Source organism: Streptomyces sclerotialus (assembly GCF_040907265.1).
GTDB classification, from domain to species: domain Bacteria; phylum Actinomycetota; class Actinomycetes; order Streptomycetales; family Streptomycetaceae; genus Streptomyces; species Streptomyces sclerotialus.
This window is the reverse complement of record NZ_JBFOHP010000002.1, coordinates 5751765-5773948: the sequence shown is the minus strand read 5'-3', so window position 1 is coordinate 5773948 and position 22184 is coordinate 5751765. Positions and strand designations below refer to the sequence as shown.

Genomic DNA, 22184 nt, shown 5'->3' with positions numbered 1-22184 from the left:
TCGTATGAGAGAGCCGCGTCAGCGGGGTACCAGGGGCTCGCGCTCGGCGTGCCGGGGCGCGGGAACGGGCACGACGGTGTCCGGGGCCTCCTCAGGGGCCTCTTCCGGCGGCTCGATGCTGATCCGGGGCAGCCGCCGGTCCAGCCAGCCCGGCAGCCACCAGTTCGCGCCGCCCAGCATGTGCATGAGGGCCGGTACCAGGAGCGTGCGCAGCACGAACGCGTCGAGGGCGACGGCGGCGGCCAGCCCGATGCCGAACATCGCGATGGTCCGGTCGCCGCTGAGCACGAAGGCCGAGAAGACCGCGATCATGATGACCGCCGCCGAGTTGATCACCCGGCCGGTCTCGGCGAGACCGACCCGTACGGACCTGCGGTTGTCGTGGGTGCGCCGCCACTCCTCGTACATCCGGCTGACCAGGAAGACCTGGTAGTCCATGGAGAGGCCGAAGAGGACCGAGACCATGATCACCGGGAGGAACGGTTCGATCGGGCCGCCGCTCCCCAGGCCCAGCAGCTCGCTGCCCCAGCCCCACTGGAAGACGGCGACGACGATCCCGAAGGAGGCGGCGACCGCGGCGATGTTCATGACGGCGGCCTTGAGCGGGATGCCGATGCTGCGGAAGGCCAGCAGGAGCAGCACGCACCCGAGGGTGACGACCACGCCCACGAAGAGCGGCAGCTTGCCGACGATCACGTGGGCGAAGTCGTCGTAGCCGGCGGTCACGCCGCCGACGTCGACGCGCAGGGTCGAGCCGTCGGCGGCCTGCGGCAGGACGTCCCCGCGGAGCCGTTCGACCAGGCCGGAGGTCTCCTGGGACTGCGGTGCGCTGTCCGGGACGACCGTGATCACGCCCGTGCTGCCGCTGCCGTCGAACTCCGGGCCGCTGACCTGGGCCACGCCGGGCGTGCTCCGCAGCCGGTCCGGGAGGTCGTCGAAGGCGAGCCGGTCGTCGGCCCCGTCCAGGTCGCCGACCAGGGTGAGCGGCCCGTTGAAACCGGACCCGAAGCCCCCGGCCAGCAGGTCGTACGCCTGCCGGGTGGTCGAGCCGGGCGGATCGGTGCCCTGGTCGGAGGTGCCCAGGTGCAGCCCGAGCGTGGGCAGCGCGAGGACGAGCATGATCCCGGCGGCGAGGGCGCCGAGCAGCTTGGGGTGACGCTCGACGAAGCCGGACCAGCGGACGGCGAAGCCGGTGGGGTGCGCGACGGCCGGCCCCTCGGCGGCCAGCCTGCCGCGCTCGCGGCGGCCCAGCACGCGCGTGCCGATCAGCCCCAGGAGGGCGGGCAGCAGCGTCACGGAGGCGGCCACGGTGAGCACGACGGTCAGCGAGGCGGCGAGCGCGACGCCGTTGAGGAAGCTCAGCCGCAGGACGAGCATGCCCAGGAGGGCGATGCACACGGTGGCCCCGGCGAACACCACGGCCCGTCCCGTCACGGCCACCGCCTTCTGCGCGGCCTCCGCGACGCCCATGCCCGCCCGGAGGTTCCTGCGGTGCCGGGTGACGACGAACAGTGCGTAGTCGATGCCCACGCCCAGCCCGATGAGCATGCCGAGCATGGGCGCGAAGTCGGCCACGGTCATGACGTGGCTGAGCAGTCCGATGCCGGCCGAGGCGGTGCCGACCGCGACGACGGCGGTGAGGAGCGGCAGGGCGGTCGCGGCCAAGGAGCCGAAGGCCAGGAAGAGGACGACGGCGGCCGCCGCCAGGCCGATGGCCTCGGCGAGGTGGCTCTTGGGCGTGTCGGTGAGGCCGATCCCGGCACCCCCGAGGGCGACGGTGAGGCCGTCGCCGGAGGCGTCCTGCGCGGTGTCCACGACGGCCTGCACGGTTTTCGCGTCCAGGTCGTCGGCGGGTGCCTCGAAGACCACGGAGGCGTAGGCGGTGTGCCCGTCGGCGCTGACGCGCCGGTCGGCGGCCCCGTCCGCCGGGGCGTCGGTCCGGGTGTCGTACGGGCCGTCCACCGAGGCCACTCCGGGCAGCTCGGCGATCCGGTCCAGGGCCGGTGCCATGCGGTCCCGTACCGCGTCCGCGCGCACCGTCCCGGAGTCGGTGTGCCACACGATGGTGTCGCTGTCCCCGGACTCCCCGGGGAAGGCGTCCGCCATCCGTTCCGCCGCGCGTCCGGACTCGGTGCCGGGCACGTCGTAGTCGTTCGAGTACGAGGAGCCCAGCGCACCGGCTGCGGCGGCGACGCCCGCGAGGACGGCGAGCCACCACACGATGACCAGGGCGCGGCGCCGTAGACACCACCGGGCGAGTGCGGTCATGAAGGCCTTTTCTGCTTTCCCGGGCGTTGCGTCGAACTCCGGGAGCACCGGTGATGCCGAGCGCGGGACGGGCGGGGGACGGCGCGGGCCCGCCGCCTGCCGACGAAGGGGCGGCGGGCCCGCGTCCAAGAAGAGTGACAGCCCGAAAAGATCCTTTGACCCCTTTGTGCACTTCCCCACAAAGAAGCGGGAGGGCCGCCTCCGCTCGGATCAGCCCGTTATGGACTCCGCGCCGTTCTCGATGTGGCCCATCAGCCGGCGACGGAACGATTCGTCCTGCGCGACCGTGAGGTTTAGGTCGTACCACCCGTGGTCGCCGGCGGCCGGGTGCGCGAGCGTACGGGTGCGGCCGGCCGGCAGCTCCACCGTGCGCGGCGCCGCACCGGAGTACGCCAGCGGGGCCAGCGTGACGGTCAGTGACCGGTCACCTCGGTTGACGAGCGTGAGGTGGATCTCCCGCTCCCGGGCGTCCAGATGGGTGCTCACCCGCAGCCCGGCCGCCTCCCCCGCCGCGGTCCCGGCGAACTCCCGCCGGAAGCCGTTGGGCCCGGTGAGCGTGAAGTCGTACGCCCCGTCCCGTACCGGTACGTCCCAGCCGGCCTTCCCCCGTACGTCGCGGTGCTGAGGGGTGGCGTATTCCGCCGCGTACGGGTACAGCGCGAGGTGCGCACTGGCCGCGCCCGTGTTGCGCAGCGCCAGCCGGAACCGCCCGGCCGCCGGGTCGTAGGCGCCGTCCGCATCGGGCTGGTACGGCAGCGGACGGGCCGGGCGCGTGCCCTCCTCCGGCCGCGGCAGCCGCTGTTCGGCGGGCGGCTCGGGGCGCCACCGCCCGGTGAAGGGCGGGATCGGGCCCGGCTGGTCGACGGCGGGCTGCCGGCGGCCGCGGGAGAAGTCGAAGGCGCTGGTCAGGTCGCCGCAGACGGTGCGCCGCCAGGCGCTGACGTTCGGCTCGCGGACGCCGGTCCAGCGCTCCAGGAAACGGATGATCGAGGTGTGGTCGAACACCTGGGAGCAGGCGTAGCCGCCGACCGACCAGGGCGAGATCACCAGCATCGGGACCCGGATGCCGAGGCCGGTGGGGTGCCCGTCCCAGTACTCCTCGTCGGTGCCGGCCGGTGCGACGGGCGGCGGGACGTGGTCGAAGAAGCCGTCGTTCTCGTCGTAGGTGAGCAGCAGGACGGTGCGCCGCCAGACGTCGGGGTTCTTCCCGAGGGCGTCGAGGACCTTGTAGACAAGGGTGGCGCTGGCGATCGGGGAGGACGAGCCGGGGTGCTCGGAGTCGGCGGCGGCCGGGACGAGGTAGCTGACCTCGGGGAGCTTCCCGGCGGCGACGTCCGCGGCGAAGGCGGTGGCGGTCGAGCCCGGCTCGCCGCGGCGCAGCGCGCGCTCGAACAGGCTCCGGTCAGCCCGCGAAAGCGCCTTCACGCCCTCCTCCAGCAGGCCCTGCAGCCGCTTCCGCTCCGCCTCGTCGGCGTCCGCGACCTTGGCGTAGAAGGCCGTCATGTTCTGGATCCTCGGGTCGCCGACCCTGGCGAGGGCCTTCTTCGCGACGGCCTTGAAGCTCGCGTAGAACTCCAGGTTGTTGTCCGTGAAGTTGTCCCACTCCTGGTAGACCTGCCAGCTGTGGCCGGCCTTCTCCAGCCGCTCGGCGTACGTCGGCCAGTCGTAGCCGGGGTGGGTGTCCTCCGCGTACGCGTCGTTGCCGACCGCCCGCTTGCCGTCCGCCTCGAAGCCGGTCCAGCCGCTGACCAGGTGGTTGCGGTTGGGGCTGGTGGAGGAGTGGATCGAGGAGTGGTACGCGTCGCAGACGGTGACGGTGTCGGCCAGCTCGTAGTGGAGCGGCACGTCCCGGCGGTCGTAGTGCGCCATGGTGGCCGCGGTCTTGGCGCTGACCCAGTTGTCCATCCAGCCGCCGTGCCAGGCCTTGGCGCCGCCGTCCCAGCCGTGGTCGAGGTCGCCGATGTACTGGAGGTCCTTCTTCTGCGCCGCCGCGGCCTCCCGTACGGAGAAGGGCAGCACGGTCCGGCCGAGCGGGGCGGGCTGCTCGTACACGCTCCGCCCGCCGGGGATCGTGATGGCGTTGCGGTCGGCGTAGCCCCGTACGCCGCGCAGCATGCCGAAGTAGTGGTCGAAGGACCGGTTCTCCTGCATCAGGACGACGACGTGCCCGATGTCGTCGAGTCCGCCGTCCGTGCGGCCCGGCCGTGCCGCGTCGGCGGCCAGCGCCTGTTGCAGCGAGGGCGGCAGCAGCGAACCGGCGGCGGCCGCCCCCACGGCCGCCGCGCCGACTGCCAGTACCCGTCTACGCGTTGTCTCCGGTGCCACGCTCGCCTCCAGTCGTCCCCAATGGTCCGCGGTCGGTCCATTGATGTGGTGCGCGGGGGACGATAGAGCGCTTGCGTGGCCCGCGATACGTCTCGGGATGACAACTTTGCGAACAGCGGGCCTCGCTCGGCCTGCCGATGGCCTCACTTGCCCATGCCGGCCGCCAGTCCGCGGACGAAGTGCCGCTGCCCGATCAGGAAGATCACGATCATCGGGAGCGCGGCGATGGTCAGGCCCGCGAAGAGGACCGGCCAGTTCGAGTTGAGCCGGCCCGCCATGTCGGCGAGGCCGACGGGCAGCGTCTTGAGCCGGTCGTCGGTGATGAAGACCAGCGCGAAGGCGTACTCGTTCCAGGCGAACAGCGCCTGGAGGACGGCGGCCGAGGCGAGGATCGGACGGGCCATCGGGACGACCACCCGCCAGAACGTCTGCCACCGGCTCGCCCCGTCGATGAACGCCGCCTCCTCCACCTCCACCGGCTGCCCCAGCAGGTAGGCGCGGATCAGGAAGGTGGTGAAGGGCACCTTGAAGGCGGTGTAGAGGACGATCAGCGCCCAGTAGGTGTCGTAGATGCCCAGCGCCTGGAGCAGCTGCGACAGCGGGACCAGGGCCACGGTCGGCGAGAGCATCATCGCGCCGAGCACCAGCAGCAGCGCCGGCTGCGAGCAGGGGATGTCCAGCCGGGTGAGACCGTAGGCCGCCCAGGCGCTGACGAGGACGACGGCCAGCACGCTCGCCGAGGTCACCAGCACGCTGTTGAGCAGGTACCCGAGCACGCCCTGGTGCCAGGCGTCGGCGTACGTCGACCAGCGCGGGTCGGCGGGCAGCCCCCAGGGATCGGAGAAGATCTCGCCGTTGCTCTTCAGGCCCGCCAGCGCCATCCAGCACAGCGGATAGATCACCGCGACGGCGAGCGCGGCCAGCGCGCCGTAGGCCAGCACGCGCGCCGCGACCGGTCCGAAGCGGGCGGGGCGCCGCGTACCGGGCCGGGCGGGGGCCGGTGCCGTACGGGCCGGCCTGCCGAGGGTGAGGGTCATGCGGCGACCGCCTTTCTGCGCGAGTGGAGCAGCTGGAGGGCGCCGGCGGCGAAGGTGATGAGGAAGATCACCGTGCCGATCGCGGCGGCGTAGCCCATGTCGTCGCCGGTGAAGGCGCTGGCGTAGAGCCAGGTGCCCAGTACCTGGCTGGAGTTGGCGGGACCGCCGCCGGTCATCACCATCACCTCGTTGAAGACCAGGAAGGCCCCGGAGACGGTGAGGATGATCAACAGGGTGGTCATCTCGCGCACCATCGGCACGGTGACGTGGAAGAACGTGCGGATCCGGCCCGCGCCGTCCACGGTCGCCGCCTCGTAGAGCTCGCGGGGGATGCGCTGGATCGCGACGGTCAGCAGCATCGTGGTGTACCCGAACGACTGCCACTGGCTCATGTTGATGACGCCCCAGATGGAGGTGGCGGTGTCCCCGAGCCAGTCGTGCCGGAGCCCGCCGAGCCCGACCGCGTCCAGGGCGCTGTTCACCAGCCCGGCGTCCGGCTGGTACAGGAACTGGAAGAGGAGACCCGCGACGGTCATGGAGACGGCGGCGGGGATGAAGTAGACGGCGCGCAGCACCCCGCGCAGCCGCCGGCCGATCAGCTCCTCCAGGACGGCGGCGAGCACCAGCGCCGCGCCGACCTGGAAGACCACCGAGGTGACCGCGTAGCAGACGTTGTTGAGCAGCGCGTGCCAGAAGACCGGGTCCTGGAAGGCCTGCCGGTAGTTCTCCAGCCCGACGTAGCGCATGCCGGGCCGGAAGACGCTGAACTTGAAGAGGCTGAGCCGGACGTTCTCGACGATCGGGTAGTAGACGAACAACGCGATCAGCGCGAGCGCGGGAGCGACGTAGAAGGTATGCCGGATGCGGCGTCGTGTCACTGGTGCACCTCCTTCGGGAGCGGTCGGGACGAGTGGGGGGTGTCGGAACCGGCGTGCTCTCAGGGCCGGACGCCGAAGCGGCGGGCGTTCTCGGCGCCCCGGCGTACGGCCTTCATGGCCTGCTCCGGGGTGGTGTTGCCGCCGAGCACGGAGTCGGCGGCCGACAGGTAGGGGTTGACGATCTTGTCGTCGGCACGGGTGTCGAGCCAGACCGACATCTCGTGGCGCGCCACGGTGCGCTGCGCGCCGGCCAGTCCGGGCAGCCGCGCGGCGTCCGCCGTGCCCTTCACCGCGCTCAGCCAGCCCAGCTCGCGCACCATCTGCCGGGCCTGTTCGCGGCCGGTGAGGAACGTGAGGAAGTCCACGGCGAGCGCCTTGTTCGGCGAGGTGTTGGAGACGAGCAGGCCGTCCGTGCCGCCCGCCACGGCGCGCGGCGAGCCCTCGCCGCCCGGGATCGCGGGCATCGCGAAGAAGTCCCAGTTCTCCGCGAATGCCTTCGGCGCGCCGCCGCTCTCGTCCAGGTACGAGAACTCCAGCGTCTCCAGGTACTGCATGGCGGCCTTCCCGTACAGCAGCTGCGCCTGCGCCGACTCGTGGCTGATGCTGGTGCCGCCGGCCGGCATGCACCGCTCGCGCAGCCGTGCCAGGTCCTTGAGGGCACGGGTGTAGCCGGGGTGCGTGAAGGCCCCTTCCGCGCCGTCGTAGTCCCTGGCCAGCACGTCGGCCGGTACTTCCATGGCGTTGAACTGGGTCAGCAGGTGCCCGGCCGGCCAGCCGTACTGGTTGCCGAAGGCCAGCGGCGTGTACCCGGCCTTCCTGATCCGGTCGCAGGCGGTGAGCAGCTCGGGGAAGGTCCGCGGGACGCGCCGCACCCCGGCCTTCGCGAAGATCTTCTCGTTGTAGGCGAAGACCTTGGCGTCCATGGTCAGCGGCACGCCGTAGATCCGCCCGCCGAAGGTGAAGGCGTCCAGCGCGTCGGGCTCGAAGGTCTTCCCCCAACGGGTGCCGCGCAGCTGCCCGGTGAGGTCGGCGGCGAGCCGTCCTTCGGCGAATTTGTGTGCGTACCGGCCCGGCCAGGCGAAATAGATGTCGGGCAGCTCGCGGGAGGCGGCGAGCACCGCGATCCGGTCCTTGTAGGGCTGGTCGCCGACGGCCTGGAGGTCGATGGTGACGCCCGGGTTGCGCTTCTCGTACTCCCGCACCGCCGCCTTGAAGTACGGCGCGTACTCCGGGTCCGCCCACTTCTCCAGGACCGTCAGGTGCCCCTGGGGGCGTCCGGAGAGCTGGAAGTTGTCGGCGGTGGCCCGGACGGGGGCCTGGCCGCAGCCGCTGAGCAGCGTCAGCAGGACGGCGAGCAGGCAGCCGGCGGCGGTTGCTGAGGTACGGCGCATCGGCTCTCTCCTGGCGGGAAGCGGGCGGACGGGGGGGCGGACGGTCAGCGGCGGACTGGACGGAGACGGGCGGTCAGTGGGGGGCGGCGCTGCCGGGCAGGGCGAGGGGGTGGCCGAAGGCTCCGGGACGGGTGCAGACCCCGGCGGCGTAACCGGCGGCCACCGCGGCGGCGTCGGCCAGGGCCCGGCCTTCGCCCAGGGAGACCAGCAGCGCCGCGATGAAGGAGTCACCGGCGCCGAGGGTGTCGGTGGCGGTGACCGGGACGACGCTCTGGTGGTGCACCGTCCCCTCGTACGACACCAGCGCCCCGCGTGCGCCGCGCGTCACCACGGCCAGCTTCGGCCCGGCCTCCCGTACCCGTTCGGCGAGCGCGGTGGCCTCGTCGTCCCCGGCGTCGGGCCGGGAGAGGACGGCGCCGTGCACGTACGGCAGCAGTGGCGCGGCGTAGGACCAGGGCCGGTCGGAGAAGTCGAAGCTGACCGGGCAGGCCGCGGCGAGCGCGGGCAGGTGCGGCTCCAGGCGGCTGCAGTCGCCGGTGTGCAGCAGGTCGAAGCCGGCCAGCCAGGCCAGGTCGGCGGTGTCCGGTGTGAAGACCGAGACGGTCGCGTCGCAGTCGCCGAAGGTGCGGTTGCCGTCCGCGTCGAGGTGGACGGTGGCGTACGCGTTGGGTCCCTCCGCCGTACGGGCCCGGTCGGTGCGGACGCCTTCGGCGGCGAGCACCGCCCGGATGTGCGCCCCGGCCTCGTCGGTGCCGGTGACGCCCAGGTACCCGGCGTCGGCGCCGAGCCGCGCGGCGTGCACGGCGACGTTGAGCGCGTTGCCGCCCGGGTACATCAGGCCGCGCTGGGGATAGCGGTCCACGACGTTGTCGCCGACTCCGCAGATGCGCATGGGGGTTCCTTACGGGGAGGAGCTACGGGAGGGAGCGGGTACGGAACGGCCCGGTGCGGCGCCGCACCGGGCCGGGTCGCGGGCGGGGGGGTGGATCAGTACTCGACCTGGAACATGTAGCGGCGCTTGTCCAGGTCGTGGCCGCGCACGGACTCGTAGTGGCGGGCGAGCCGGGTGCCGAAGACGTCCAGCGCGATCGGGGTGATGTCGCCGCGCACCGCCTCGGGGACGCCGGGCAGCGAGAAGATCCGGGAGTCCACGTAGTGGGCCTTCTTGGTGTACTTGTCCAGGAAGGTCTTCGCGCGCTCGGCCATCGGGCGGGTGGCGTCCTCACCGAGGAAGAGGATCACCGGCTGGTCCTCGGTGACGACCTCGAAGGCGCCGTGGAAGAACTCACCGGCGTTGTAGGTGCCGCCGTGCTTCCACTGCATCTCCATCAGGTAGCACATCGTGAAGCCGTAGCCCGCGCCGTAGTTGGGGCCCGCGGACAGCACGTACGTGACGTTCTCGTCGGCCAGCGCGGTGGCGATCGAGGCGGCCAGCTCCTCGCCCTCCTCCTGGGCCTTGTGCAGCGCCTCGGGCAGCGCCTCGTACGCCGTGCGGAGCGCCGCGTAGTCGCCCTCGGCGCCGGTCTTCTCCAGCAGCGCGTACACGAGCTGGCCGAACAGCACGCCCTTCGGCGCGACGACGGTGTCCTCGCTGCGGTAGGTGAACGCGGTGTGCGCGGCCTTCGCGAGCGGGCTGTCGGCGCTGCGGGTGAGCGCTGCGACCGTGGCACCGGCGCCGCGGGCGTACTCGGCGGCGGCGACGGTCTCCTTGGTGGTGCCGGTGTGCGAGGAGACCAGGACGAGGGAGCCCTCGCCGAGCAGGGCGGGGCGGCGCAGGTTGAACTCGTCGCTGTTCATGTGGAAGACGGGGAACGAGGCCCGGGTCTCCAGCAGGAAGTGCGCCGGGTAGGCGGCGGTGAGCGAGCCGCCGCAGCCGACGAGGAAGACGTTGCGCAGCCCGCCCGCGACGACCTCGTCGACGAACGTGCGCGCGGCGTCGTTCTGGCTGAGGGCGAAGGCCACGGCCTCCTTGAAGTCCTCGGTGATCGGCTGGAGGGGCAGGGATGCGGTCGTCACGCGGGTCCTTTCCGAGGCGGTGCGCGGGGCGTCGCGCGCCCAGCGGTGAGAACGTTCCCAAGCGCTTGTCCGAGAACGTTCCCAACCCCACCGCACGGCGCGTTTGGGAACGTTCTCGATCGCGGGATGCTGGGAACCTTCCCACTCCCGTTCCCCACCGTCAATACCCCCGGCGGACCCGGTAGCCTGAGCGCGCCATGACGACGAACCGAAGCAGGCCGGCAGGCCGCCCCGCGACCATCCCCGACGTCGCACGCGAGGCGGGCGTCTCCCGCTCCACCGCGTCCCGCGCACTCGCCGACTACGGCTCGGTCAGCCCCGAGGCCCGCGAACGCGTACGGGCCGCCGCCGAGAAGCTCGGGTACCGCCCCAACCTGCTGGCCCGGTCCATGATCACCGGGCGGACGCACACCCTCGGCGCGATCGTCGCGGACATCCAGAACCCGTTCTTCGCCGGCGTCACCCGCGGCATCACCGACGCGGCCCGCGCCGCCGGCTACCAGGTCCTGCTCGCCAACACCGACGAGGACGTCGCCGCCGAGCGCGCCGCCGTGAAGATGCTGCGCGACAAGCACGTCGACGGCCTGATCGTCGCGCCCGCCGCCACCACCGAGACCGGCCACCTGGCGGCCGCGCACACCGCGGGCTGCCCCGTCGTCCTCCTCGACCGGCAGGCGCCCGGGCTGCCCGCCGACTCCGTCACCGTCGACAACCACGGTGCGGCGCAGGACGCGGTACGCCGTCTGCTCGCCGCGGGCCACCGCCGGATCGCCCTGGTGAGCCTGCTCGGCAGCGCCCCCGCCGACGACTCGGCCGACGCCCCGGCAGCCCCCGCCGATCCGGTCTCCACCGGCCTGGAACGCATCGAGGGCTACCGCGCCGCGCTGCGCGAGGCGGGCCTCACCGACACGGACACCTACCTGCGCACCGGCACCTTCCACCGCGAGGACCCGGCCGACCTCACCGCCGGCCTGCTGTCCCTCCCCGAGCCGCCCACCGCGGTCTTCGCCACCGACAGCATGATCGCCCTCGGCGTCCTCTCCGCGGCCCGCGACCACGGCCTCCGCGTCCCCGACGACCTCTCCGTCGTCACCTTCGACGACACCGACTGGGCCCGCGCCGTACGCCCCCGCGTCAGCGTGGTCGCCCAGCCCGTACAGGAACTCGGCGCCCGCGCCGTCCAGTCCCTGATCGCCCGCATCGAGGGCACCACCCGGGCGCCCGAACACACCGTCCTCGACACCGAGTTCATCGACCGTGAGTCGATCGCACCGCCACCGGGGACGTGAGCGGCGCACGCGTCCGGTGGCGCGTGGGCGGTTCCGGGCAACCGGTCTTCTCCGTTGCCATACGCGCATCTTGACGGTCAAAAGTCGCTACTGAAACATCTGCGGCATCGACGGACCGGACAGAGGAGCACACCTCATGACCACTCCGCCCCCTTCGCCGCAGCAGCTGTTCCTCGCCGGCGCCTACGACGACGGCGCCGGCTCGCAGACCTTCGAGGTGATCAGCCCGGCCACGGGCGAGCAGGTCGGGACCGTGCCCGTCCCCACCTCGGCCGACCTCAACAGAGCGGTGCACGCCGCGCATGCCGCCCAGCGCGCCTGGGCCGCGGTCAACGTCTGGGAGCGCGCGGCCGCGTGCCACCGCATCGCCGACCACCTCGACGAACGGCGCGCCGAACTCGCCCGGCTGCAGACCCTGGAGCAGGGCAAACCGCTGGCCGAGTCGGTGGCGGACGTCACGGAGGCCGCCCAGCTCTTCCGGCTGCACGCCGAGGACGCCGTACGCCTCAACGGCGAGACGCTGCCCTCCCGCGACTCCAGCAAGCGGATGTTCACCTTCCACCGGCCGGTCGGCACCTGGGGCGTCATCACGCCCTGGAACTTCCCGCTCCTGATGTTCGCCGAGTTCGCGGCGCCCGGCCTGGCCACCGGCAACGCCCTGGTCGTCAAGCCGCCGGCGCACACCCCGCTCACCGTGCTGAAGGCGATGGAGGCGGTACTGGCCGCCGGGCTGCCGGACGGCCTGGTCAGCGTCCTGCCCGGCGACGGCGCCTTCGGCGACGCGCTGGTACGCCACCCCGGCATCCACGCCATCGGCTTCATCGGCTCCTCCGCCACCGGCGCGAAGATCCAGGCGGCGGCCGGTCTCAAGCGCTCCCTCATGGAGTGCTCCGGCAACGGGCCGCTGGTCGTGCTCGCCGATGCCGACGTCGAGGCCGCCGCCAAGGCCGCGGTCGACGGCGCCTACCCCTGCGCGGGCCAGGTGTGCTGCGCCACCGAGCGGGTCGTCGTGCACACCGATGTCCACGACGCCTTCGTCGAGGCCGTCGTACGGGAGTCGGAACGGATCGTGCTCGGCGATCCGCTCGACGACAAGACCGTCCTCGGCCCGCTCAACAACGAGGGCGTCGCCGCGAAGATGGACCGCCACCTGGCCGACGCCGAGGCCCGGGGCGCCCGGATCCTCACCGGCGGCCGGCGCCGCGCCGGGATGCCCACCGACCTCTACTACGAGTTCACGGTCGTCGACGGCGTCGCGGAGGGCAGCCTGCTGGCCCGGGAGGAGTCCTTCGGCCCCGTCGTACCGATCCTCACCGGCCGCGACGAGGACGACCTGCTGCGCATCGCCAACGACGACGCGCTCGGCCTCCAGGGCGCGGTCTTCACCCGCAGCATGACCTCGGCCTTCCGCTTCATCGAGGAGATGGAGGTGGGGCAGGTCATCGTGAACGAGACCAACAACTGGTGGGACATCAACATGCCGTTCGGCGGCGCCGGCGCCCGCTCGACCGGCTGGGGCCGCATCGGCGGCAAGTGGACGCTGCTGGACATGACGGACACCCGTACGGGCGTGATCAGCCTCTGACGCCCGGCACCGTACGCACGAGGGCGGCGCACCCGGTGGGTGCGCCGCCCTCGACGGGTGCGGGCCGGAATCAGCCCTCGACGCCCAGCTTCTCCAGGATCAGCTCCCGGACACGGGCCGCGTCGGCCTGGCCGCGGGTGGCCTTCATGACCGCGCCGACCAGCGCACCGGCCGCCGCGACCTTGCCGCCGCGGATCTTGTCGGCGATGGCGGCATTGGACTCGATCGCCTCGTCGACGGCCTTGCCGAGCGCGCCCTCGTCGGAGACGACCTTCAGACCGCGCTTCTCGACGACCTCGTCCGGGGTGCCCTCGCCCGCGAGGACGCCCTCGATGGTCTGGCGGGCCAGCTTGTCGTTGAGGGAACCCTCGGCGACCAGCGCGGCGACCCGGGCGACCTGCTCCGGGGTGATCGGCAGCGCGGCGAGCTCGACGCCGTCCTCGTTGGCACGGCGGGCCAGCTCGCCCATCCACCACTTGCGGGCCGCGGCGGCGTCCGCACCGGCCTCCGTGGTGGCGACGATCAGGTCGACCGCACCGGCGTTGAGGATCGACTGCATGTCGTGCTCGGAGATGCCCCACTCCTCGCGCAGCCGGTTACGGCGGACGCGCGGCAGCTCGGGCAGGCCCGCTCGCAGCTCCTCGACCCACTCGCGGGACGGGGCGACGGGGACCAGGTCGGGCTCCGGGAAGTACCGGTAGTCCTCGGCCTCCTCCTTCACGCGGCCGGACGTCGTGGAGCCGTCCTCCTCGTGGAAGTGGCGGGTCTCCTGGACGATCGTGCCGCCGGAGGAGAGCACCGCGGCGTGCCGCTGGATCTCGAACCGGGCGGCGCGCTCGACGCTGCGCAGGGAGTTGACGTTCTTGGTCTCCGAGCGGGTGCCGAACTTCTCGCTGCCCTTGGGCATCAGCGAGAGGTTCACGTCGCAGCGCATCTGGCCCATCTCCATGCGGGCCTCGGACACGCCGAGCGCCTTGATGAGCTCGCGCAGCTCGGCGACGTACGCCTTGGCGACCTCGGGGGCACGCTCGCCGGCACCGGTGATCGGCTTGGTGACGATCTCGATGAGCGGAATGCCCGCGCGGTTGTAGTCCAGCAGGGAGTGGGACGCGCCGTGGATACGGCCGGTGGCGCCGCCGACGTGCGTCGACTTGCCGGTGTCCTCCTCCATGTGGGCCCGCTCGATCTCCACGCGGAAGACCTCGCCGTCCTCCAGCTGTACGTCGAGGTAGCCGTCGAAGGCGATCGGCTCGTCGTACTGGGAGGTCTGGAAGTTCTTCGGCATGTCCGGATAGAAGTAGTTCTTCCGGGCGAAGCGGCACCACTCGGCGATCGAGCAGTTCAGGGCCAGGCCGATCTTGACGGCGGACTCGACGCCGGTCGCGTTGACGACCGGGAGCGAGCCGGGCAGGCCCAGGCAGGTGGGGCAGGTCTGGGTGTTGGCGTCGGCGCCCAGCGCCGTCGAGCACCCGCAGAACATCTTGGTCTTGGTGCCGAGCTCGACGTGCACCTCGAGACCCATGACGGGCTCGTACGTCGCGAGGGCGTCCTCGTACGAGACCAGGTCAGTGACAGTCACGGTGAAACTTTCTCCCTCAGCCCAGCAGGACGTCGTCGTCGCCCAGGTGCTTCAGTTCCCGGTAGAGGATCGCCAGGCCGGTGACGATGGCCGCGGCCGAGACGGCCGCGTCGATCAGCCGGAGCGTGTCGTTCTCCTGCCGGGCCAGCTTCGCCTGCCTGGCGACGCTCAGCGCGCCGAAGGCGGTGGTGCCCATGGACAGGTACAGACCCGACTTGGACTTCTTGAAGTTCTTGGCCTTCTTGGTGATCGCGCTCACAGCGACGGTGCCTCCTCAAGCAGCGGGTGGCCCCACTTTTCCACGAAGGCGGCCTCGACGGCGGCACCGGCCTTGTAGAGCCGGTCGTCCTTCATGGCGGGGGCGATGATCTGCAGACCCACCGGGAGCCCGTCCTCGGGGGCGAGGCCGCAGGGCAGCGACATGGCCGCGTTGCCCGCCAGGTTGGTGGGGATGGTGCACAGGTCGGCGAGGTACATCGCCATCGGGTCGTCGGCGCGCTCGCCGATCGGGAAGGCGGTGGTGGGCGTGGTCGGCGAGACGATCACGTCGACCTGCTCGAAGGCCTGCTCGAACTCGCGGGTGATCAGCGTCCGCACCTTCTGTGCCGAGCCGTAGTACGCGTCGTAGTAGCCGGAGCTGAGCGCGTACGTACCGAGCATGATCCGGCGCTTGACCTCGGGGCCGAAGCCGGCCTCACGGGTCAGGGCCGTGACGTCCTCGGCCGACCGCGTGCCGTCGTCGCCGACCCGCAGGCCGTAGCGCATGGCGTCGAAGCGGGCCAGGTTGGAGGAGCACTCGGACGGCGCGATGAGGTAGTACGCCGACAGCGCCAGGTCGAAGGACGGGCAGTCCAGCTCGACGATCTCGGCGCCCAGCTCCTTCATCAGCGCGACGGCCTCGTCGAACCGCTGGAGGACACCGGCCTGGTAGCCCTCGCCGCGGAACTGCTTCACCACGCCGACGCGCATGCCCTGCACCGAGCCGTTGCGGGCGGCCTCGACGACCGGCGGGACCGGCGCGTCGATGGAGGTGGAGTCCAGCGGGTCGTGGCCGGCGATCGCCTCGTGCAGCAGCGCCGCGTCCAGGACCGTACGGGCGCACGGCCCGCCCTGGTCCAGGGAGGAGGAGAACGCCACCATGCCGTACCGCGAGACGCCGCCGTAGGTGGGCTTCACGCCGACCGTGCCGGTCACGGCGGCGGGCTGGCGGATCGAACCGCCGGTGTCCGTACCGATCGCCAGCGGCGCCTCGTACGAAGCGAGCGCGGCGGAGGAACCGCCGCCGGAGCCGCCCGGGATACGGGTCAGGTCCCACGGGTTGCCGGTCGGCCCGTACGCGCTGTTCTCCGTCGACGACCCCATGGCGAACTCGTCCATGTTGGTCTTGCCGAGGATGACGACGTCGGCGGCCTTGAGCTTCTTGGTCAGCGTCGCGTCGTACGGCGGGAGCCAGCCCTCCAGGATCTTCGAGCCGACGGTGGTGGGCACACCCTCCGTCGTGAAGATGTCCTTCAGGGCGAGCGGCACGCCGGCCAGCGGGCCGAGCTTCTCGCCGCGCTCACGCTTGGCGTCCACGGCGCGGGCCTGGGCGAGCGCGCCCTCCCGGTCGACGTGCAGGAAGGCGTGCACCTTCTCGTCCACGGCCTCGATCCGGGCCAGGTGGGCCTCGGTGACCTGGACGGCGGTGACCTCACCGGCCGCGATCCTCGCCGCGGTCTCGGCCGCGGTCAGCCTGATCAGCTCGTGTGCTGCGTTCTCGGTCATCCCGGTCACTCCTCCCCCAGAATCTGCGGCACCTTGAATCGCTGCTGCTCCTGGGCGGGGGCGCCGGAGAGCGCCTGCTCGGGGGTGAGCGACGGGCGCACCTCGTCCGCCCGCATGACATTCGTCAGGGGCAGCGGGTGGGAGGTCGGCGGAACGTCTTGGTCGGCGACCTCGGAGACGCGGGCTACCGCGCCGATGATGTCGTCGAGCTGTCCGGCGAAGTGGTCGAGCTCTTCGTCCTTCAGCTCCAGACGTGCCAGCCGTGCGAGGTGGGCGACCTCCTCGCGCGTGATGCCAGGCATGCAGCGATCCTCTGCTGGTTTCCGGTGGAGTTTTCGCCCCAATCCTATGGCGCGTGCACCGGTGACCGCGAAACGCTTTCCCATCGGTGGCCGGCCGGGACCGGTCCGGCTACTTCACGACCTGGCCCGAGGGCCTGTCGACCTCCTCGGAGGAGTCGGAGGACGCGCCTTCCGACTCGCGCCGCCAGCCGTGGTGCTCCCGGGCCCGCAGCCAGGCCGTCGTCTCGTCCGGCGGCATCGCGGCCGCCACCAGCCAGCCCTGTACCGCGTCGCAGCCCAGGTCCCGCAGCCGCTCCCAGGTCTCGTCGTCCTCGACGCCCTCGGCGACGACGAGCAGCCCGAGGGAGTGCGCGAGGTCGAGCGTGCAGCGGACGATCTCGGCGTCCTCGGTGTCCACCGCGAGCCGCGCCACGAACGAGCGGTCGATCTTCAGCTCGCTGACGGGCAGCCGCCGCAGGTGCACCAGGGAGCTGTACCCCGTGCCGAAGTCGTCCAGCGACATCTTCACGCCGTGCCCGGTCAGGCCGTTCAGCGTGTCGGCGGCCCGCTGCGGGTCCTCCAGCAGCACGTGCTCGGTGATCTCCAGCTGGAGCGCGCCCGGCGGTACCTGGTGCCGGGCCAGCCGCGCGGCCACCGCGCCGGCGAACCCGGGGGTGTGCACGTCACGCGGCGAGACGTTCACCGCGACCGGGACCTCGAGACCGTCCGCGCGCCACCGCGCCACCTGGCCGAGCGCGGTCTCCAGGACGTACTCGGTCAGCCGCGGCATCAGCCCGGAGGACTCCGCGATGGCGATGAACTCGTCCGGAGGGACTCTCCCGCGGTCCGGGTGCACCCAGCGCACCAGCGCCTCGAGACCGGCCACCTGGCCGTCGAAGCGCACCTTGGGCTGGTAGTGCAGCTCGACCTCGCCCGCGTCCAGCGCCCGGCGCAGGTCGCCGAGGAGGCCGAGCCGGTCGGGCGTGTTGCCGTCCCGCTTGGCCTCGTAGAGCTCCACGCCGCTGCGGTCCCGCTTGGCCTGGTACATCGCGACGTCCGCGCGGCGCAGCAGGCCCTCCGCGTCCAGCGCGTGGTCCGGATAGACGGCGACGCCGGCACTCGCCTCGAGCACCAGCGTCAGCCCGTCCAGGTCGAGGGGCGAGCCCAGCGCGGCGACAAGCGAACGGGCCACCCGCTGCGCGCTGGTGAGCGAGTCGGCGGTGGGCAGCAGCACCGCGAACTCGTCCCCGCCCAGCCGCGCGGCCTCCGCTCCGCGGGGCAGGGCGTGCCGCAGCCGCTCGGCGATCTGCAGCAGCAGTCGGTCCCCCGCGAGGTGCCCGAGGGTGTCGTTGACCGACCGGAAACGGTCGAGATCGATCAGTACGAGGGCGGCGCGGGCGCCGACGCGCTCGGCGTCGTCCAGCGCGCTCCAGGTCCGCTCCAGCAGCCACTGTCTGTTCGGCAGGCCGGTCAGCGGGTCGCGCAGCTGCTCCTCGGCGCGCGCCCGGGCGATCCACAGCGTGGAGTCCAGCGCGATGAGCGGTACGGCGAACAGCGGCAGCAGCAGCGGGGCGTGCGCGGCGACCACCACGATCAGCGGGGCTATGCCCACCAGCGCGACGCCGACCAGGGCCTGCCGGGTCACCGCGCGGCGTGCGATGGAGGGCAGCCGGCCGTTGCGCGAACCCATCAGGAACCACATCAGCGCCCGGGTGACCGCGAGGTACACCAGCGCCGCGCCGAGGACCGGCGGCAGGACGGAGAGGTCCCAGCCGCCGACCCCCGCGGGCTCGGCCACGGTGGGCGCGACCCCGCACAGCCGGAGGCCCAGCGCGGCGGCGCCCAGGCCCAGTACGTCGATCGCGCCGTGCACCATCGCCTGTCGCCAGCGCTGCCGGCGCGCCGCCCCGACCAGGACGACGACGGACAGGCTGATCAGTGTCGCGGGCACCCAGCCGTACAGCAGCAGGACCGCCAGTGCCAGCGCGGCCCCGGAGCCGGCGCCGCCGGACCAGCGGTCCCGGCCGATGGCGACGAGATGCCCGACGATGACTCCGGTCAGGACGGCCAGCGACCAGCCGACGGCGCCGCGCGGGAAGAGCGCGGCGCCGCCTCCGATCGTCATGATCACGCCCGTCACGAGCACCAGGGCGGCCGTCAGGACCACGGCCGCGGGCAACGCGGGCATGACGAGCCGCCGGAGCCGCGACGCCGGAGCGGCGCTGTCGGTCGGTTCCATTCCGATCCCTCTCACAGCCGGCTGTGCCCGCGCCACGGCAGGCGCACCCCTCAACAGTAGGCCGCAGAAGGCCGCCACGGGCAGCGATCGGCAGCGGTTGCCCGAATGCGACCCGACCACCCGTAAGCGTCTGGTATGCACCGAAGGAGTGTCTTGCTCACTCCTCCTCCGGAGGTGTGACAGCTACCGCTCGCGCGGCATCGGGGCCCTGTTCGAGCAGCACCGCGAATCCGTCATCATCCAGCACGGGCACCTTCAACTGCATAGCCTTGTCATATTTCGAACCAGGATTGTCGCCTACGACGACGAAACCGGTCTTCTTCGAGACAGAACCGGTCACCTTCGCACCAAGGCGTTGCAGCGCTTCCTTCGCGCCGTCTCTGGTGTGTGATTGAAGTGTTCCCGTTACGACGACGGTGACGCCCTCCAGCGGCCTCGGGCCTTCGTCCCCGGTGCTTTCCTCCTCCATCCGGACCCCGGCGGCCCGCCACTTCTCCACGATGTCGCGGTGCCACTCCTCCTCGAACCACTGCTTCAGCGAGGCGGCGATGGTGCCCCCGACGCCCTCGACCGCGGCCAGTTCCTCCTCGCTCGCCTCCCGGATCCGGTCCAGCGAACGGAACTCCATGGCCAGCGCCTGCGCCGCGACCGGGCCCACGTGCCGGATCGAAAGGCCCGTCAGGATGCGGGCCAGCGGGCGCTCCTTGGCGGCCTGGATGTTCTCCAGCATCGCCAGGGCGTTCTTCTTCGGCTCGCCCTTCTGGTTGGCGAAGAACGTGACGACCTTCTCCTCGCCGGTCTTCGGATCCCGCTTGGGCAGCCCGCTGTCCGGGTCCAGGACGTAGGACTTGATGGGCAGCAGCTGCTCGATGGAGAGGCTGAAGAGGTCGCCCTCGTCCTTCAGCGGCGGCTCGGCCGGCTCCAGCGGCTGGGTCAGCGCCGTCGCCGCGACATAGCCGAAGTTCTCGATGTCCAGGCTCTTGCGGCCCGCGAGGTAGAAGAGCCGCTCGCGCAGCTGCGCGGGGCAGCTCCGCGCATTCGGGCAGCGCAGGTCGACGTCGCCCTCCTTGGCGGGCTGCAGTTTCGTCCCGCACTCCGGGCACTCGGCCGGCATCACGAACTCCCGCTCGCTGCCGTCCCGCAGGTCCACCACCGGCCCCAGGATCTCGGGGATCACGTCGCCCGCCTTGCGCAGCACGACCGTGTCACCGATGAAGACGCCCTTGGCCTTGACCACGTCCTGGTTGTGCAGCGTGGCGAACTCGACCTCGGAGCCGGCCACCATGATCGGCTCCACGACGGCGTACGGCGTCACCCGGCCCGTCCGCCCGACACCCACCCGGATGTCCAGCAGCTTGGTGTTGACCTCCTCCGGGGGGTACTTCCACGCGATGGCCCAGCGCGGGGCGCGCGAGGTCGCGCCGAGCCGGCCCTGCAGCGGGACCTCGTCGAGCTTGACCACGACGCCGTCGATCTCGTGCTCGACGTCGTGCCGGTGGTCGCCGTAGTACGCGATGAACTCCCGCACGCCGGCGAGCGAGTCGACGACCTTGTTGTGCTTGGCGGTCGGCAGGCCCCACTCGCGCAGCAGGTCGTACGCCTGCGACTGGCGGTCGATGTCGAAGCCCTCACGGGCGCCGATGCCGTGCACCACCATGTGCAGCGGGCGGGTCGCCGTGACCTTGGGGTCCTTCTGGCGCAGCGAACCGGCCGCGGCGTTGCGCGGGTTGGCGAAGGGGGGTTTGCCGTCCTCGACCAGACGGGCGTTCAGCTGCTCGAACTTCTCCATCGGGAAGAAGACCTCGCCGCGGATCTCCACCAGCTCCGGGATCCGGTCGCCCGCCAGCCGGTCCGGGATCTCCGCGATCGTCCGCACGTTGGGCGTGATGTCCTCGCCCGTGCGGCCGTCGCCGCGGGTCGCGGCGCGGGTCAGCCGGCCGTGCTCGTACGTGAGGTTGACCGCCAGGCCGTCGACCTTCAGCTCGCACAGGAAGTGGTACCCCGCCGACTTCGGGTCGCCGCCGAGCTCCGTCGCCAGCCGCTCCGCCCAGGCCGCCAGCTCCTCGTCGTCGAAGGCGTTGTCCAGCGAGAGCATCCGCTCCCGGTGGGCGACCTCCGTGAACTCCGTCTCGTAAGCGCCCGCGACCTTCTGGGTGGGCGAGTCGGGCGTCCGCAGCGGCGGATGCTCCTCCTCCAGCGCCTCCAGGGAGCGCAGCAGCTTGTCGAACTCCGCGTCGCTGACGATCGGCGCGTCCTTGACGTAATACCGGAAGCGGTGCTCCTCGATCTGCTCCGCGAGCCGCTGGTGCCGCTCGCGCGCCTCCGAGGGCACGCCGGCTCCCGCCGCGTCGTCCACCGCCTGTCCGGTCTGCTCTTCGCCGGCCACCGTCTGTCCTCCCGTGTCCTTGAGTGCGCTCACTCAGGGTTGTCCGCGAGCGATCCCGCCGCCCGGACGCAATGGGCGAGCGCCTTACGGGCATACTCGGGCGAAGCACCCGCCAGCCCGCACGCGGGAGTGATCACCACGGACTCGCTGAGAGTCCCCGGATTCAGCCCCAGCCTGCGCCACAACGTCCTGACACCCATGACGCTACCGGCAGGGTCTGACAATGGGCCGTCGGTGCCCGGCACGACGCCGGCGAAGAGCGTCGTGCCGCCCTCGACCGCCTCGCCGATCGCCTCGTCGTCACGCTCGGTGAGCAGCGAGAAGTCGCACGCGATGCCGGTGGCGCCGGCGCGGCGCAGCAGCGCGAACGGCACGTCGGGGGCGCAGGAGTGCACGACGACGGGCGTACCGTCCTCCTGCGCGCCGCCCGCCGCGTCGATGATGTCGCGGAGCGCGCCCTCGACGACGGCGCGGTCGACGGCCCGGTGGGTGCGGTAGCCGCTCGCCGTCTTCACGCTGCCGCGCAGTACGGCGGTCAGCGACGGCTCGTCCAGCTGGAGCACGATCCGCGCGCCCGGCACCCGCCGCCGTACGTCCGCGAGGTGCCCGCGCAGCCCTTCCGCCAGCGAGGCGCCCAGGTCCCGGCAGGCACCCGGGTCGCTCAGCGCGGCCTCGCCGTTGCGCAGCTCCAGCGCCGCGGCCAGCGTCCAGGGCCCGACGGCCGAGATCTTCAGCGCGCCCTCGTACCCCTGCGTGAACTCCTCCAGCGCGTCGAGGTCCTCACCGAGCCAGGACCGGGCCCGGCGGGTGTCACGGCCGGGCCGGTCACTGATCCGCCAGCCGCTGGGCTCCACATGCGCGTACACCTCGACGAGCAGCCCGGCGGTCCGGCCGATCATGTCGGCGCCGGGCCCACGCGCGGGCAGCTCGGGCAGGTACGGCAGCCGTTCGAGGGAGCCGGTGACGGTCTTCGCGGCCTCCCGCGCGTCACCACCGGGCATCGACCCGATACCGGTGGCCGCGCGGGCGCCCCAGGGGTTAGTGGTCTTGTCGCTCACGCGTCCGAGCCTATGCGGCGGGGGCACCGCGGTTCTCCGGGGCCGGGTGCGCGTGGCGCGCGGGCGCGGGCCTCACGGTGGCCCAGGC

General features: G+C 72.1%; 16 protein-coding genes. 2 read left to right on the top strand and 14 right to left on the bottom strand.

The window, feature by feature from the left end:
• Nucleotides 1-18 precede the first annotated feature (18 nt).
• The 7 genes from AAC944_RS25645 to AAC944_RS25615 form a co-directional block, all read right to left on the bottom strand.
• Nucleotides 19-2268, bottom strand: coding sequence for an MMPL family transporter (locus tag AAC944_RS25645; protein ID WP_037773475.1), 2250 nt, complete (start codon nt 2266-2268; stop codon nt 19-21).
• A gap of 210 nt (nt 2269-2478) precedes the next feature.
• The gene (locus AAC944_RS25640; RefSeq protein WP_030623824.1) at nt 2479-4593 is read right to left on the bottom strand and encodes a phosphocholine-specific phospholipase C; all 2115 of its coding nucleotides are present in this window, start codon (nt 4591-4593) and stop codon (nt 2479-2481) included.
• Nucleotides 4594-4736: 143 nt separating this feature from the next.
• Nucleotides 4737-5630 carry a carbohydrate ABC transporter permease gene (locus tag AAC944_RS25635; RefSeq protein ID WP_030623821.1) on the bottom strand — a complete coding sequence of 298 codons (894 nt, stop codon included), beginning with the start codon at nt 5628-5630 and terminating at the stop codon, nt 4737-4739.
• Nucleotides 5627-6508, bottom strand: a complete 882-nt coding sequence (locus tag AAC944_RS25630) for a carbohydrate ABC transporter permease (protein ID WP_030623817.1) — start codon at nt 6506-6508, stop codon at nt 5627-5629. The genes AAC944_RS25635 and AAC944_RS25630 overlap by 4 nt, the downstream gene beginning before the upstream one ends.
• A gap of 59 nt (nt 6509-6567) precedes the next feature.
• On the bottom strand, nt 6568-7899 hold the full coding sequence (locus AAC944_RS25625; protein ID WP_051872390.1) for an ABC transporter substrate-binding protein: 1332 nt from the start codon (nt 7897-7899) through the stop codon (nt 6568-6570).
• A gap of 73 nt (nt 7900-7972) precedes the next feature.
• Nucleotides 7973-8791: a PfkB family carbohydrate kinase gene (locus AAC944_RS25620; RefSeq protein ID WP_030623812.1), complete on the bottom strand. Its 819-nt coding sequence runs from the start codon at nt 8789-8791 to the stop codon at nt 7973-7975.
• Nucleotides 8792-8886: 95 nt separating this feature from the next.
• Entirely contained in the window at nt 8887-9915 is a 1029-nt protein-coding gene (locus tag AAC944_RS25615) for an SIS domain-containing protein (protein ID WP_030623810.1), read from the bottom strand.
• Between the two features lie 197 nt (nt 9916-10112).
• On the opposite strand from AAC944_RS25615, the gene AAC944_RS25610 reads away from it, so the two are divergent.
• Both AAC944_RS25610 and AAC944_RS25605 read left to right on the top strand, forming a co-directional pair.
• Complete coding sequence (locus AAC944_RS25610; RefSeq protein WP_030623807.1) at nt 10113-11204, top strand: LacI family DNA-binding transcriptional regulator; 1092 nt, start codon at nt 10113-10115, stop codon at nt 11202-11204.
• A gap of 136 nt (nt 11205-11340) precedes the next feature.
• A complete protein-coding gene (locus tag AAC944_RS25605; protein ID WP_030623805.1) occupies nt 11341-12789 on the top strand; it encodes an aldehyde dehydrogenase family protein in 1449 nt (482 codons plus the stop codon).
• A gap of 70 nt (nt 12790-12859) precedes the next feature.
• Here the strand turns inward: AAC944_RS25605 and gatB are convergent, their stop codons facing one another.
• The 7 genes from gatB to AAC944_RS25570 form a co-directional block, all read right to left on the bottom strand.
• On the bottom strand, nt 12860-14368 hold the full coding sequence (gene gatB, locus AAC944_RS25600; protein ID WP_030623802.1) for an Asp-tRNA(Asn)/Glu-tRNA(Gln) amidotransferase subunit GatB: 1509 nt from the start codon (nt 14366-14368) through the stop codon (nt 12860-12862).
• 16 nt (nt 14369-14384) lie between these two features.
• Nucleotides 14385-14627, bottom strand: a complete 243-nt coding sequence (locus AAC944_RS25595) for a hypothetical protein (RefSeq protein ID WP_030623800.1) — start codon at nt 14625-14627, stop codon at nt 14385-14387.
• Nucleotides 14624-16132 carry an Asp-tRNA(Asn)/Glu-tRNA(Gln) amidotransferase subunit GatA gene (gene gatA / locus AAC944_RS25590; protein ID WP_030623797.1) on the bottom strand — a complete coding sequence of 503 codons (1509 nt, stop codon included), beginning with the start codon at nt 16130-16132 and terminating at the stop codon, nt 14624-14626. Before gatA ends, AAC944_RS25595 begins: the two co-directional genes overlap by 4 nt.
• 5 nt (nt 16133-16137) lie before the next feature.
• Nucleotides 16138-16434 (bottom strand): Asp-tRNA(Asn)/Glu-tRNA(Gln) amidotransferase subunit GatC, encoded by a 297-nt coding sequence (gene gatC, locus AAC944_RS25585; protein WP_030258164.1) that lies wholly within the window; start codon nt 16432-16434, stop codon nt 16138-16140.
• A 109-nt stretch (nt 16435-16543) separates the two neighbouring features.
• Nucleotides 16544-18652, bottom strand: coding sequence for a putative bifunctional diguanylate cyclase/phosphodiesterase (locus AAC944_RS25580; RefSeq protein WP_030623783.1), 2109 nt, complete (start codon nt 18650-18652; stop codon nt 16544-16546).
• A 157-nt stretch (nt 18653-18809) separates the two neighbouring features.
• A complete protein-coding gene (ligA, locus tag AAC944_RS25575; protein WP_438272836.1) occupies nt 18810-21038 on the bottom strand; it encodes an NAD-dependent DNA ligase LigA in 2229 nt (742 codons plus the stop codon).
• A gap of 29 nt (nt 21039-21067) precedes the next feature.
• Nucleotides 21068-22096 carry a methionine synthase gene (locus AAC944_RS25570; protein ID WP_030623779.1) on the bottom strand — a complete coding sequence of 343 codons (1029 nt, stop codon included), beginning with the start codon at nt 22094-22096 and terminating at the stop codon, nt 21068-21070.
• Nucleotides 22097-22184 lie beyond the last annotated feature (88 nt).